We start from the raw sequence: 12,878 nt of genomic DNA, 5'->3' as shown, positions 1-12,878 counted from the left end.
GGCCGCCGGGCCCCAGCTCCCGCGAGCCCACCGACCGCCCACCCCAGCTCGACCCACGCGACACCCGCTACCGAAGGAACCGAGCATGGCACCCGGAACTGACTTGCCTACTGCCGAGAACGCGCGCGCTCCCCGGCTCCTCGTGCTGGAGGCCGGTGTCTCCGCCGGTGAGCCCCTGCTGCGGGCCGCCGCGGCGCTCGGAGCCGAGACATACGTCGTCACCCACCCGCACATGTACGCGGGATACCCGCCCGAACTCAGGCAGCTGATCGCCGGCACCATCTGCCCCGACTTCACGGACCCGACCGCGACTCTCCGCCAACTCACCGCCTTCTGCCGCCGTACCGGGATCGACGGCGTCGTCGCCTGCTGGGAGTTCCTCACCCCGCTCGCCGCCCACCTCGCGGCCGGCCTGGGCCTGCCCGGGCACGATCCCGCACGGGCTGCGGCCTGCCGCGACAAGCGCCTGATGTCCGAGGCCTTCACCGCCCACGGCATCCCCGCCCCGCGGACCGTCGCCGCCCGCGAGCCCACCACCCTCGCCCGTCTCGCCCGGGAAGCCGGGCTCACCTACCCGCTCGTGGTCAAGCCGGCCGAGAACGCCGCCTCGATCGGCGTCAGCGTCGTGTCCGACCCCGCCGCCCTGCCCGACGCCGTCCGCCGGGCCGGAGCCGAGACGCACAAACTCCCGCACGGCATCGCCCTCGACACCACCGTCCTCGCCCAGGAGTACGTCGAGGGAGACGAGTTCAGCGTCGAGACCGTCGTCGTCGGGGGTGAGGTCCACCACCTCGCCGTCACCGAGAAGTTCACCACCAGCGGCACTGACCGTGCAGAGACCGGCCACACCGTCCCCGCCACCCTCCCCACGGCCGTCCGCGAGTCCCTCCTGGACACCACGAGCCGCGCGGTCACCGCCCTCGGCCTGCGCGACGGCCTGGCCCACACCGAGATCAAGGTCACTCCCCACGGTCGGCCCCACGTCATCGAGGTCGGCGCCCGTCCACCCGGCGACGGCATCATGCGTCTGGTCGCCGAAGCCACCGGCGTCGACCAGGCCCGGGCCTGCGTCGAGACGGCCCTCGGTATCCGCCCCGACCTCACCGGCCACCACGGCCGCGCCGCCGCCGTCCGCTTCCTGCTCGCACCACATGCCGGCACCCTGGGCAGCATCGAGGTCCCACCCCGGCGCGGCCACGTCCGGGACGTCACCGTCACCGCGGCACCCGGCGACACCCTGACCGCCCCCCACGACAACCTCCAGCGCCTGGGCCACATCCTCCTGCGCGGAAAGACGGCCGAAGAGGTCAACGAGGCGGCGGCCCGAGCGATGGCGCGGGTGCGGGTGGTCATGACGCCGAGACCACTCGATGCCTCCGAGGGTGCGTCGGGCGACCCATGCCCCGACTGAGGGAGCCGCTCGCGCGAGCGGCAGCGATCGGCGCCGTCCGCGATGTGCACTCGGTGCGCCGGTCGGCGTGCCCTGCAGCATCCAGGCGTCACCACCTGGTCCGGTGTGGCCCCGACCTCTCGAGCGACGTCTGCCGGCACGCGCAGTGGCCGTAGCGGTCGAGCGGGGGGCGAGCACCAGGGTGGCGCGGGCAGCGAGGAAGGCGTGGCAGGCCTTGAGGTCGGGCCGGAGGTCGTCCTTGCCGGACCTCTTGTCGGCGAGGACGCGTCGGCACCCGGCGGAGTCGACCTCGGACCGCCGGATCCGATCTTGGGGTGCACACAGGTTTCTTGCCATAATTAGTTTGTGATGCAAAGCTGACTGAATGACAGACGCTTCGATGCCTTCGCAAGGCACGCCTCACGAAGTCCTCGCTGGTCTCGGTGAATTGGCCCGCAAGGTCCGGGCCGCGCAGCGCGGCACATGGTTCCCCCTCCTGCTGCTGGGCGTGCTCACACTGGGCGGCATCCTGGTCGACCGTTTCACCTTCAAGGTCGAGACCGTCGCCTGCCCGGCGGGTGAAGCCGCGGCGGGCAGCGCCTGCACCTTGGTCACGCAGGGCTCGGCGGTTTACTGGCCCCTCGGGCTCGCCCTGGCCTACGCCGCGACGGCGTGCTTCTACATCCGCCGCTCCCGCAACCGCGGTGTCGGGACCCGGGTCCGGCCCTACGTCCTGACGGGGATCGTCCTGGTCGGCCTGTCGAGTGCCACCGCGGTCTGGAGCCTGCGGCACGGGATGCCACAGCTCGGCGAGCGGCTCGACTTCTGGGGCCTGCAACTCGACCCCACGTCCGGGGTGACGAAGTTCCTCGAACGGCTCGCCGGGAACGCCATGGCCGTCGGGCTGCCGCTGCTGGTGCTGGCCTGGGTGGAGCGCAGCCGCGCCCTGCTGCTGCTCGCCGTGGTGTACCTGCCCATCGAGCTGGTGCCGCTCACCACCGGCTGGGCGGGGATCCCGTTCACCTCGCCGTGGTCCGCTCTGCCCACCTTCGGCGTCCCCGGCGTCCTTCTCCTGCTCGGCGCCCTCGGCTTCGGCCTGGCCGAGCTGTCCGGCCGGCGTAACGCGTCATGACCGATCAGCCCGAGCAGCACCCCGTCACCGGCCTGGACGACGTGGTCCACCAGCGCGTGCGCCTCGGCATCCTCACCGTTGCCCACCAGGCGCGCCGGGTCGAGTTCGGCTTCCTACGTACGGCGCTCGGCCTCACCGCCGGAAACCTCAGCCAACATCTGTCGGTGCTGGAGAAGGCCGGTCTGGTGGAGATCGAGAAGGGCTACGAAGGCAAACGCGCCCGCACCTGGCTCTCCCTCACCCCCGCGGGCGACCGCGCCCTGCGCGACGAGGTCACGCAGCTCAAGCGGCTCATCCACCAGATCGAGCACGGCAGCTCAGCCCCGGAGTCCTGATCCGTGCCCCGGCGAACCGCGGTGAGTCGTGAGCGGTTCCCACCGACGTCCGGCGGACCCGGACAGCACGCCGAACACCGTCCAAGACCCAGGGAGGACACGTGACCATCACACCGGTCACCACGACGGACGTGACGCGCCGTCGCCTGCTCGCAGCCGCGCTGGTGACAGGGCTCGGGGCCGCGGTGCCGATCAGCGCGGCGCGCCAGGCGAGGGCGGCTCCCACCGCCCCCGGTCCGTCGCAGCTCACGCTGCCCGTGCCCACCGGGCCGCACCCGGTGGGCACGGTGCCGCTCCACCTCGTCGACACCTCGCGTCCGGATCCCGTGGCCGGCCCGGGGCGTCACCGTGAGCTGATGGCCAGCGTCTGGTACCCCGCTCGTATGACGAAGGACCTGCCGCGTGCTCCCTGGATGACCCAGGGTGCGCTGCGGGCGATTCTGGCGGACGTCGGCTTCCCGCTCGATCCCGCCCTCGGCCCACTCACCGCCGCACACGTGGGCGCGCCCATGCACCGAACGGGCCGCCGCCTGCCCGTCCTCGTGTACTCGCACGGCTCGGGCAGCCATCGCGGCGACCACACCATCATGGTCCAGGAACTCGCCAGCCACGGCTACGCCGTGGTCACCGTCGACCACACCTACGACGCGTTCAGCGAGTTTCCCGACGGCCGACTCACCGTTCCGGCAGAGGTCCCGCCGTTCCTGGGGCCCCGGGACTTCGCCACGGACATCCGGTTCGTGCTCGACGTCGTCGAGGGCCTTGCCGCCGGGCACAACCCCGACGTCGACGGCAGGCCACTGCCCCAGGGACTGCTCGGCGCCCTCGACCCGAGGTGCATCGGCGCGTTCGGCTGGTCGAAGGGGGGCACCGCCATCGCGCTCACCATACTCGCCGACCAGCGCGTTGGCGCCGGGCTCAGTATCGACGGTCCGATGCAGCCGACCATCATCACCGACCTGCACCGGCCGTTCATGATGATGACCGCTTCGTTCACCCGGGCCGCCATGCCGGACGTCGCCGAGTTCTGGACACACCTGCGTGGTTGGCGGCTGAACATCCAGGCCGACGGAGCCATCCACAACACGTACGGCGACGACGTGACGCTGATCGCGCAAGCGGGCAAGGTCCTCGGCATGACGAGCCGGCAGATCCAGGACATGATCGGCACCCTCGATCCGGCTCGGGCGGTCCGGACCCAGCAGGCCTACCCGCTCGCGTTCTTCGACCTCCACATGCGACACCGCCGGGGACCTCTGCTCGACGGCCCGAGCGCGGCCTTCCCGGAGGTGAAGTTCATCCCGTGAGGGGCGTCGGGCCGCCCAACGCGCGCGGTCCGACCAAGACCGCCAGGAATGCCGTCGCCATCCGGGCGAGGCCTTCGCAAGGCCGGCTATCGGCACAGCCCTTCCATCGCGCGATCGGCGCTCCCACCGCTCGTCGTCGTCCCCCCGGCCGATCGAGGGTTCGCGTAGCGGCCGCGTCTGGTCATATGTCCAGGCGCAAGCGCAAGCGCAGGCGCAGGCGCAGGCGCAGGCGCAGGCGCAGGCGCAGGCGCAGGCGCCGGGCCTCCCCGAGTGCTGGCTTGAGCGACGCCGGAAGCACCGGCTGGGCGCAGGACAAAGCCGTCCACCGAACGTTGCGCCCTCGCTCAGCGCCGCGGGCACGCGCATGAACTCCTGGCTGCCTCCCTTTGCCCTCCTCGGAGACATGCAATATCGCGGCTTCCCCCGGACCTGCCTGGCGGCTCCATAGTGCCGTGACTTCTGGGCCAGGGCATCGGCGTGCACGGGGCTGGGATGGCAAACGGAATGCTAACGAGTTACCAGTCGATGCGGACGTAGACAATATTATTCGAGCTGGGGTCGCCACTGATCGTAATCTTGTAGTGCAGGTCAACGGCGGCGGGCACGGCAAACGACAAGTCCACGTCATCGGTACCGTTCGTATCTGTCTCTTGCCTGTCAGTGTAGGTTGCGCCTTGGTCATCCTCGGACCATATGTCGACGCTAATATGTGTTACGTATGCGCTTGAGAATGAGAACGATACAGAGGTCGAGCTTTGATTGACGATCTCACCATCAACAGGAGTGAAGCTCGACATTTGGAATGACGAAGTAGACATGATCTCCCCGCTAACTCCGGACGGGACCGCCATTTATTCCGTGCCCACCGTCTCGGGAACTCCGCAGGTAGTGCCAGGGGATTAAGGTGCTTATCGCCAACCATAATGCTGCGAGTGCCGACAAACCGACCTGTGGCATCCAGAGGCCCCCCCTCTTTGCAATTTGACGCCCGCCTGATGATGCTATGTTGAAGGACACATCGGCTCTGGCGAGTGGGTGAACGTTATTCGCCTGTTCGGGGAGCCGGTGCCTCCTACCCAGGATCGGCGCAGTTATGACCAGTCAGAGTCAAATATGGAGAATCGAACTCCTGTGATTCCTTCTGGATTTTGACCGGTTCCGCCTGAGCAGGCCCCGCCTCCTTCCGCTGAAAGGAAATAGTGGGCGGCCGTCGGGTATGGGGTATGGATATCGTCTCTCTCCAAATCCCAATTGATAAGCTGCGTCTCTTGTCCCCCTGGCGCGATCGAGCCGAAAGTCGCATCAGCGGAATTTCCGGTCCCAAAGGGAGCTGCCGTAAGTCGCACTGTGCCGCCAGCGGCGATAGTACGACTTGATTTGTTGAACAGCGTTGCCAGGATCGTAGCGCTGGATGCGTTCGAGTCCACTACAGCCGCGTCGATCTCTGTCATTGTGCATCTCCAATCTCGCGTGTCTCAGCTGGCGGAAACCGATGCCCTTGTTGGCACGTAGCATCCGGCCCATCGATCGCCGTCGGGGAGTAGGAAGGTCAAGCGGCCCGGTGGGGGGCCGCTGAGCGCGTGCGCCGTTGGCGGGCGCACTCCGAGGTCTCGCCCGGTGTCAGGCTCTAGTTCTTCACGCCGTTGATGCCGCCGGCGAACGCGACCAGCTCGGCCTTGGAAGTGAAGACGCTCACGTTGGTGTCCAGCGGCTTGTCGGTGTACTGGTGGAACAGCCACTTGCTTTCGATGTCGGGTTCGCCGGCGGTGACGCCGTACTCGGCGATCCACAGAAAGTCTCCCGCGTTACCGGTGGTGTCCCGGTTCCGCCAGAAGTCCCGGTTGCAGTACAGCCCGACCTTGTGCTCGGCGCCGCCGAGCCGCTTGACTTCGGCGATGAAGGAGTCCTTTTCCGCACAGGACGCCGCGGTGCCGTTTGGGTTGGTCTCCCAGTCGACGACCAGCATGTCGTACTCGATGCTCGCGGAGCCCTCCACGAAGTGAGCCGCCTGCTCCTTGATGTGACCCGGGTGCAGGAAGTGGTAGAAGCCCACTACGAGTCCCTCGGCGCGGGCGTGCGCGGCCTGCTCCTTCTGCTTGGGGTTGACATAGGAAATCCCTTCGGTGCCCTTGATGAATACGAAACTGGTGTCGGCAGTGGGGAAGTTCGCGTCCTGGAAGACGGATACGTCATGACCTTTGATCATCGCGGTGTTCCTCCCGATGCGTTGATCTGGAGGGAGCGCCGTGGGGTGGCCACGCGGACGATGCCGCCGTTTCCGGTGAGGGATACGTCAACGAACTCGGCGGCCGGTGATCTCCATGGTCACCACCGCGCGCCTGCCGCGAGGCTGCTGCCGCTCCAGATGCCAGGCGTCCGCGCGCCGGTCCAGCACGGTGCGGTCCTCCACGGTCTCTCTTCCACGATCTGACGAGTTGACGGATCCCGCAACTTGCGGCTGGCGGCGCTGAGACGATGCCGCCGCGTTGCGTGCCTCTACGAGCCGCCTCTCGGCCGCTCCGGAACTCCAGCTCACCAGGACGACACACCGTCAACTACTTGACGCGTCAACGTCTAACCCCGGACACCACACACTGCGCCGTAGACGGTGGGTCGGCGCGATGCCCCGCACCCGGCCCGCGCATCGGGGCCGCCACCTTCGACCTGCTCGTCCGACCCGCTGACATCGACGCGTCTCCCGACGACGCCCCCGACACGGCCGTCACCTGCACCACCGGCGACCTCCGGATCACCCACGAACTGCTGAACGGCACACAGCCCAGCGGCCTGCTGCGCGTCACCGACACCCTGGTCCAATCGCCACACCCGGGAAACCCGCCCGGCTCGTCCTGCTGCGTGGCCGGCGAGAGGTAACTGCCCGACGCGCTGTCCCGGCGCAGCGCCGCCCGCGCGGCCCGGGCCGCCCAGGAGCGGCAGCCCCGGTCCCTGCCCGGCTTACGCGCGCCACCGACGCCTTCGCGCCCCCGCAACTCCCATCGCTGCCGCTGCCGCTGCCGTTGTCGGTGCCGCCGCATCCCGAGCAGCCCCCGGGCACCCGGCGGCCCGGGTCCCTTGGCACTGGATCAGCTCGCCACCGACGCCGCCGCCCGCGCGCACGCACTGCTCGGCATCGGCCGCGACCCGGTCGGCGAACTGACCCTGTGACAGGACGCGGTGCGGCTGGTCGCCGCCTGCCCCGGGTCCGGGCTGACGGCCACCACTCGTGCTGCTCGCCGTCGACCTCCCCGCGTTCCGCCCCTGGCGCAACCACCTCACCCACCCACGTGGCCACGTCCAGCTCCGCCTCGGCCGCGACGGCCTGTGGTCCGCCTACGAGTCCGAGCCCGCACAGGACGACTGGTGGCCCCGCGGCACCCGGACCTGGACCCGGTGGGCGCCCTGCCGGGCCTTGGCCTTGGCACCCTGGACCACACCGCCTGAACAACACCCGCCCCGGACAAGGCCGTCGGGACGGCCGGCAGCGGCCGGGCGGGATACCGGTGTCCCGATGTCCCGCTAGCGGGAGCTTCGGCCGGCATGCCGTCGTGCGGGGGGCGACAGCGGGCCGGAGGCGGTGCGCCGGCCGGGGGCGACCTGCTGGGCGAAGGCCTGCAGGGCCACGTCGCTGTTCGCCGGCAGGACGGCCATCAGGCCCCGGTCCTGGGCCTCGGCGACCGTGGGGGCGGCGGCGCTGCCTTCCGGGACGAAGGTGAGCCGGACGTGCCCGTCACCGGAGCCGCGCCGGTCCACCGGCGCGACGGCGCCGTGGGTGCCGTCGGGCAGGGTCACCCACAGTTGGAAGTCGTCGTACCGGACGAAGTCGGCGCCCTTCACCGGCCAGGGGTAGTGGTGTTCCCCGGGCACGCTCGGCAGAATGCCCTGGTGGTTGCCGTGGCTCAGCGGCACGCACGAGTTGAACAGGGAGTCGGTCCACGCCTCGACCCCGTCGGCGTCCTCGATCGGCGTGCGCAGCAGGTCCTCGGCGCGCTCGTAGCCGAGGTCCGCGAGCGCGGGCAGGGTGAGCGGGAAGGCGTCGACCAGATCGGCGGCGTCCTGCCGCAGCCGGTCCACCTTCGCGGGATCGGCGCAGAACTGCATGCTCCACTCGATGCCGACCCGGGCGCGGTACATGAGCCAGCCCCGGGATCCCTTGACCCACAGACTGCCGCCGTGGTGCATCTCCCAGCGCTCGGAGTTCTTCGCCACCTGCTGCGCGTCCACGGGCCTCGGCCCGTACGGCAGGTCAGCGTCCTCCATGGCGTGGAGGATCTTGTGGGCCGTGTCCTTGGCGGCCCGGAATTGTGACGATTCAAACCGCTTCGGGTGTTCGACGAGGCGGATCCTCCACGGATGGTTCTCCGATTCGAAGCCGCCCGGCCGGGGTTCGGGGTGGCCCATGGCTGATCTCCTTGGCTCGGCCTCACGGGCCGGCCGCCGGCTCGCGGGGCGGAATCCCCCTGCCTCCATCGTGCTCCCCGCACCGGCCGGCCGCGACCCAGGCGGCGCTGCTTGGCGCACAACTCAACTACTCACAAGTCTTATTGACGCTGTGTAACTTTCTGTCGCGGACGGTCGTGGAAGCCGGACATGACCGGCGCCGGCGATCCGGTTGCGGGGCATTCCGGGCGGAGTAGCCTGGAGTTGATCGGCCCTGCCTGATCTGGAGGTGGGCGATGTTTCTCCGATTGCTGCGGCGTCGTCAGCCGCACCGGCTGGTCCTTCTCGGCAACGGCCGTCTGATCCGGGGCTTCAGCGGCGGGTTCTACGACGGTCACGGTTACCAGTCCTGACGCCGTTCACGGCGAACCCTTGGAGGAAGCGCGGTGACAGAGGACGCCGATGCCCTGACAGCCATGGCAAGGACCCTGTCACCGCACTGCCGTGTCACCGGGATGTCCGACGGCGCGCTGATCGCGGACTGGAGGCGGACGCGTTTTCTCGGCATGGCGGCGGCGGACGTCCGCAAGTTCGCCGAAGGCACCCCCGAGGAACGCGCGGAGCTCGTCACCGTCTTCCTGCGCGCCGGGTGCGCGAAGGACCGCCGGCAGCGGCACACGGACGCCGGCGCCGGGCCTTGGCTGCGGGGAGTGCATCTGCTCATCCGGACCGTGGGATTCGGTCGCGTCCTGCGGCTGCTGTCCCTGGCCGCCCCGGCGTACGCCCGCGCCGACACCCCCTCCACACAGGAAGTCCGCCGACTGAAACGAGCGATCCTGGCCCACAGCCGCCGCAGCTGGCTGGTCGACGGCGACTGCAAGTCCGAGGCGGTGACAGCCTTCCTCCTGCTGCGGCGGTCCGGCCTGCAGGCCGTCCTCCACATCGGCGTGCGCGAGCACCCGTTCGCCCTGCACGCCTGGACCGTCTCCGCCGGCCTGTGCATCCCGGACGCCGATCCGCGGGGGCACGCCTTCGAACCGGTGCTCACCATCGACGGCGGAGGCCGGTGACATGGACGCCCTGCGCCTTGAGTGGGCGGGCGGCGCACCGAGGCTCCGGACCACCGACGCCCTGGCACGTCGGGGACTCGTGACGACGGTCTCCTCGCCGGCCGGCACCGCGGCCGTCGTCGGCTGGGCCGGTTCGGCCCGCGACCGGGTGACGGGCGCACGCGGCCTCCTCGACGCCTGCGGCAGGCAGGGAGAGGCCCCGACGATGCCGGCCGGCGACTACGCGGCCGTCGCCGTGTGCCGGGACCGCATCCTCCTGACGCGCGACGAACAGGCACGCATCCCCCTGTTCTTCAGAGAGTCCGCAGGTCGCGTGGACGCCGTGAGCACCTCTGCCCGCACCCTGGGCCGCGCCACCGAGTTGGAACCCCGCTACTTCTGCCGCTACCTCATCGGGAACCTGGCGCAACCGCACACGGACCTCACGCCGTTCACCGGGGTCCACCGTGTCCTCGGCGGCGAAGTGGTGGAGCTCTCCCTCGCCGGGCGGTTGCGCGTCCGTACGCCGCGACGCGCCCGTGCCACCGCCGACGCGCCCGCGTCCCTCGTCGGCGGACCCGGCCTCGACGAGGCCGCGCGGGAGCTGCGCCTGGCGCTGGAGAACGCCGTCGGACGCCGTATGGGCACGACGACGGCCTGCCATGTCTCGGGCGGCACCGACTCCACCGGTGTGGCGCTGCTCGCCGCACGCCTGCTGGCCGCGGGACACGCCGGAACCGGGGAGCTCGTCCTGCTCGCCGGGCGCTTCCACCACGGGGAGCTGGCCGGGGAGCAGCCGTACCTCGACCTGGCGCTGGAGGGGATCCGGCGGCACGCCCCCACGGGCCGCCCGGTGGTCGTCGACGCCGACGACGTGGCCGACTTCGACGACTTCCCGCACCACGCGGGCGACGCGGACGAGCCCCATGCGCACGCGTTCCGCGCCCCGTTCTGGAGCAGACTCCACGACGCGGCCGCGGAACTGGGCTGCGACACCCTCCTGACCGGCTGCGGGGCCGATCCGGTCGTCGACGCCAACCCCTTCCACCTGCACAGGCTCGCCCGCACGGGCCGGCTCCGGCAGCTGACCCGGCAGGCACGCGCCTGGGCCGAGGGAAGTGAAAGGGGCCTGCGGGACGTCGTCCACGCCTACGTCGTCCGGCCGACCGCCCCGCTCACCGCCGAACGGATCACCGCACTGGCCCGTGGCGGAACGATGCTGGGCGGACTCGGCACCTTCGACCGCCCCCGCTGGCTGCGGCCCGGCTTCGCCCGGGCCCACGGGTTCCGCGAGGCCCGGATCGCGGAGAGCCGCTTCGTGTTCGGGCGCAGACCGGAACAGTCGCTGTACGACGCCGCCAACTACCTGGCCGCGCCCGATCCGCTGTCCTGGCACCGGGCCGAACGGGACGGGTTCTTCCTCTCGCACCCGTTCCTCGACCCGGAGGTCGTCGCCACGATGAGCCGCCTGTCCGCCGCGGCCGTGTTCCGGCCGGGCCGTCCGAAGGCCGTCCTCCGCGAGGCCCTGGCGGACCTGCTCCCGGCCCCAATCAGCGGCAGGGCGGTCAAGATCCCCTTCGACGACCTCTACGCCCGCGGCCTGCGCAGACACGGCGACGAACTTGTCGCCCTGTGCCGCTCCGCCCGGCATCCGCTGATCGCGGAGATGTTCGACGTCGACACGCTGTGCGGGGCCGTGCGGGAGGCCCGGCTCGGCCTGGGGGACGCGTACTCCTGGGACCGGATGAACAGCTCGCTGGCGCTGGTGGCGTGGCTGGAGGGGCTCAGCGCTGGTTCTTGATGTCCCACAGAGTCTGCTCGACAGGGCCGGCGAAGAGATCGACGAGACCGTACCGGCTCACCAGTTGCCGTAGTTCCTCCCCGGACGGCTCGCTGTTGTCGTCATCGCCCTTGCGTGTGATGCTCGTCGACACCGTTGCACCGTGTGTGCCGAACTGCCAGTACACGGTGACGAATCGCGGCTGTCTGATGGCTTCGTCGATCGCGTTGTTCTCGTGCACCCGAGCGCGGTAGACGAGGGAGTCGGTGCCCTTTTTCTGTAGGTTCTTCACCCGTTGCGGGATGTGGCCACGTCCCCAGGAGGTCGTGACGAAATTGAGCGGTGGATCCAGCACGATCTGATCCTTGCGCGCAAGGCTCGCGGTGGCATAGAAGGCCACCTGGTCGTACCGCGTGTCCACGGGTAGTTGTACGACCATGCGCGTGGTGAACGCGTCGTTCGGCTCGATCCAGTTACCGGGCTGCATCCAGGGTTTCGCTTCCACCAGCTCGCCAGTCTGGTGAATCTCCCTGCGGGAGAGTGGATACATGTCCCCCGAGGAGGCCGCGAACTGCTGGGCATCGCTTCGCCACTGCTCACGGAGGCGGTCCCTGCTGGCCAGGTGCACCTGTTCCCCCATGGCGTGGAATTCGGTGCCGAGCACATAGAACCCCACGTCGGCGTGGTTCTGGAACGTGACATCCACGGGCACGGCGAACGCCTTGCGGTCCTTGGCCAGCACAGCCTTTCCCACGGACAACGTGATGAGAGGCCTGGCCTCGCGCCGGTACGGCAGATAGAGGTTCTGGTAGCCGAAATTAGCGACGGCGAGGATCGAGGAGACCAGCAGCGCAGCGGCCACCCGTTTCGGTGCGGGGACCGTGACCGACGTCCGCCACACGGTGACGAGAGCCCAGGCCGCCCCCGCCGTGAGTGCGCCGAACAGCGCCGGGAAGAGCGTCAGATCGCCGTTCTTCAGCGTCCTGAGCAGAAGCAGGGCGTCGATCAGCAGCGCCGCGAACGCTCCGATCAGTACGACGAGGCCGGAGTACTGGAAACTGTGCCCGACCCAGTAATCCAGGGCCGCGCCTGCAGCCAGGAGCGTGGTGAACGCGACCGCGATCAGGACGGCACCGGTGAGGCGTCCGGGGAAGGTGAGGGCATGGGCGAAGTTGCCGAGCCCGAACCAGCCCAGCAGCACCGTGGTACCGAGGAGGACCAGCAGGACCACTGACATGTCCAGCTGTGCCCGCCGGGTTTTTAGCGAGGGCCGTAACACCTTCGGGCGCAAGCCGGTGTGCGGTTTGGGGGGAGTCCGCACCCGATCACCTCCTGGGATCCCGAGCCGGGGCGGGACGCACGTGTGCGGCGCGGCCGCGGGGGTTCCGCCGCCGTGCCGGGGGTTCGTCACCATCGTCCGTGGTGATCCACGGGGGCGCCATCGGACGCCCCCGGACGTGGGACCTCCCCGATACCCGCGCGGTCTGCCGGGCGGGTTCCGCCGGGGA

The 12,878-nt window shown here is 69.9% G+C and carries 9 protein-coding genes and 1 pseudogene; 7 read left to right on the top strand and 3 right to left on the bottom strand.

Annotation, left to right across the window (positions count from 1 at the left end):
• Positions 1-85 precede the first annotated feature (85 nt).
• From B446_RS00890 to B446_RS00875, 4 genes are all read left to right on the top strand, one after another.
• Positions 86-1,411 carry an ATP-grasp domain-containing protein gene (locus tag B446_RS00890; protein WP_052352094.1) on the top strand — a complete coding sequence of 442 codons (1,326 nt, stop codon included), beginning with the start codon at positions 86-88 and terminating at the stop codon, positions 1,409-1,411.
• 427 nt (positions 1,412-1,838) lie between these two features.
• Positions 1,839-2,522 (top strand): hypothetical protein, encoded by a 684-nt coding sequence (locus B446_RS35980; RefSeq protein ID WP_020937506.1) that lies wholly within the window; start codon positions 1,839-1,841, stop codon positions 2,520-2,522.
• Entirely contained in the window at positions 2,519-2,857 is a 339-nt protein-coding gene (locus tag B446_RS00880) for a winged helix-turn-helix domain-containing protein (RefSeq protein WP_020937505.1), read from the top strand. Before B446_RS35980 ends, B446_RS00880 begins: the two co-directional genes overlap by 4 nt.
• Positions 2,858-2,958: 101 nt before the next feature.
• Positions 2,959-4,164 carry an alpha/beta hydrolase family protein gene (locus B446_RS00875; RefSeq protein ID WP_020937504.1) on the top strand — a complete coding sequence of 402 codons (1,206 nt, stop codon included), beginning with the start codon at positions 2,959-2,961 and terminating at the stop codon, positions 4,162-4,164.
• A gap of 1,627 nt (positions 4,165-5,791) precedes the next feature.
• Here the strand turns inward: B446_RS00875 and B446_RS00870 are convergent.
• Positions 5,792-6,370, bottom strand: a complete 579-nt coding sequence (locus B446_RS00870) for a glycoside hydrolase family 25 protein (RefSeq protein WP_020937503.1) — start codon at positions 6,368-6,370, stop codon at positions 5,792-5,794.
• A 628-nt stretch (positions 6,371-6,998) separates the two neighbouring features.
• Between B446_RS00870 and B446_RS36645 the strand changes: the two are divergent.
• A pseudogene (locus B446_RS36645) lies at positions 6,999-7,605 on the top strand (hypothetical protein); the annotation flags it as partial.
• Positions 7,606-7,680: 75 nt separating this feature from the next.
• Here the strand turns inward: B446_RS36645 and B446_RS00860 are convergent.
• Entirely contained in the window at positions 7,681-8,631 is a 951-nt protein-coding gene (locus tag B446_RS00860; protein ID WP_337587797.1) for a DUF6424 family protein, read from the bottom strand.
• A 386-nt stretch (positions 8,632-9,017) separates the two neighbouring features.
• On the opposite strand from B446_RS00860, the gene B446_RS36640 reads away from it, so the two are divergent.
• Positions 9,018-9,611, top strand: coding sequence for a lasso peptide biosynthesis B2 protein (locus tag B446_RS36640; RefSeq protein ID WP_020937500.1), 594 nt, complete (start codon positions 9,018-9,020; stop codon positions 9,609-9,611).
• Position 9,612: 1 nt separating this feature from the next.
• Positions 9,613-11,391 (top strand): asparagine synthase-related protein, encoded by a 1,779-nt coding sequence (locus tag B446_RS00850; protein ID WP_020937499.1) that lies wholly within the window; start codon positions 9,613-9,615, stop codon positions 11,389-11,391.
• Here B446_RS00850 and B446_RS00845 read toward each other — a convergent pair.
• A complete protein-coding gene (locus tag B446_RS00845) occupies positions 11,375-12,607 on the bottom strand; it encodes a hypothetical protein (RefSeq protein ID WP_237751101.1) in 1,233 nt (410 codons plus the stop codon). The two genes, B446_RS00850 and B446_RS00845, sit on opposite strands and share 17 nt — an antisense overlap.
• Positions 12,608-12,878: the final 271 nt, after the last annotated feature.

It is taken from the genome of Streptomyces collinus Tu 365 (genome assembly GCF_000444875.1).
Taxonomy (GTDB): domain Bacteria; phylum Actinomycetota; class Actinomycetes; order Streptomycetales; family Streptomycetaceae; genus Streptomyces; species Streptomyces collinus_A.
The sequence above is the reverse complement of the archived record's forward strand: the minus strand, read 5'-3'. Positions and strand labels throughout refer to the sequence as shown.

Bases quoted from the DNA above. Each gene is read 5' to 3' on its own strand.
- B446_RS00890 (WP_052352094.1), top strand. From the start codon at position 86: ATGGCACCCGGAACTGACTTGCCTACTGCCGAGAACGCGCGCGCTCCC.
- B446_RS00845 (WP_237751101.1), bottom strand. From the start codon at position 12,607: ATGTCAGTGGTCCTGCTGGTCCTCCTCGGTACCACGGTGCTGCTGGGC.
- B446_RS00860 (WP_337587797.1), bottom strand. From the start codon at position 8,631: ATGGAGGCAGGGGGATTCCGCCCCGCGAGCCGGCGGCCGGCCCGTGAG.
- B446_RS00870 (WP_020937503.1), bottom strand. From the start codon at position 6,370: ATGATCAAAGGTCATGACGTATCCGTCTTCCAGGACGCGAACTTCCCC.
- B446_RS00880 (WP_020937505.1), top strand. From the start codon at position 2,519: ATGACCGATCAGCCCGAGCAGCACCCCGTCACCGGCCTGGACGACGTG.
- B446_RS00850 (WP_020937499.1), top strand. From the start codon at position 9,613: ATGGACGCCCTGCGCCTTGAGTGGGCGGGCGGCGCACCGAGGCTCCGG.
- B446_RS36640 (WP_020937500.1), top strand. From the start codon at position 9,018: ATGGCAAGGACCCTGTCACCGCACTGCCGTGTCACCGGGATGTCCGAC.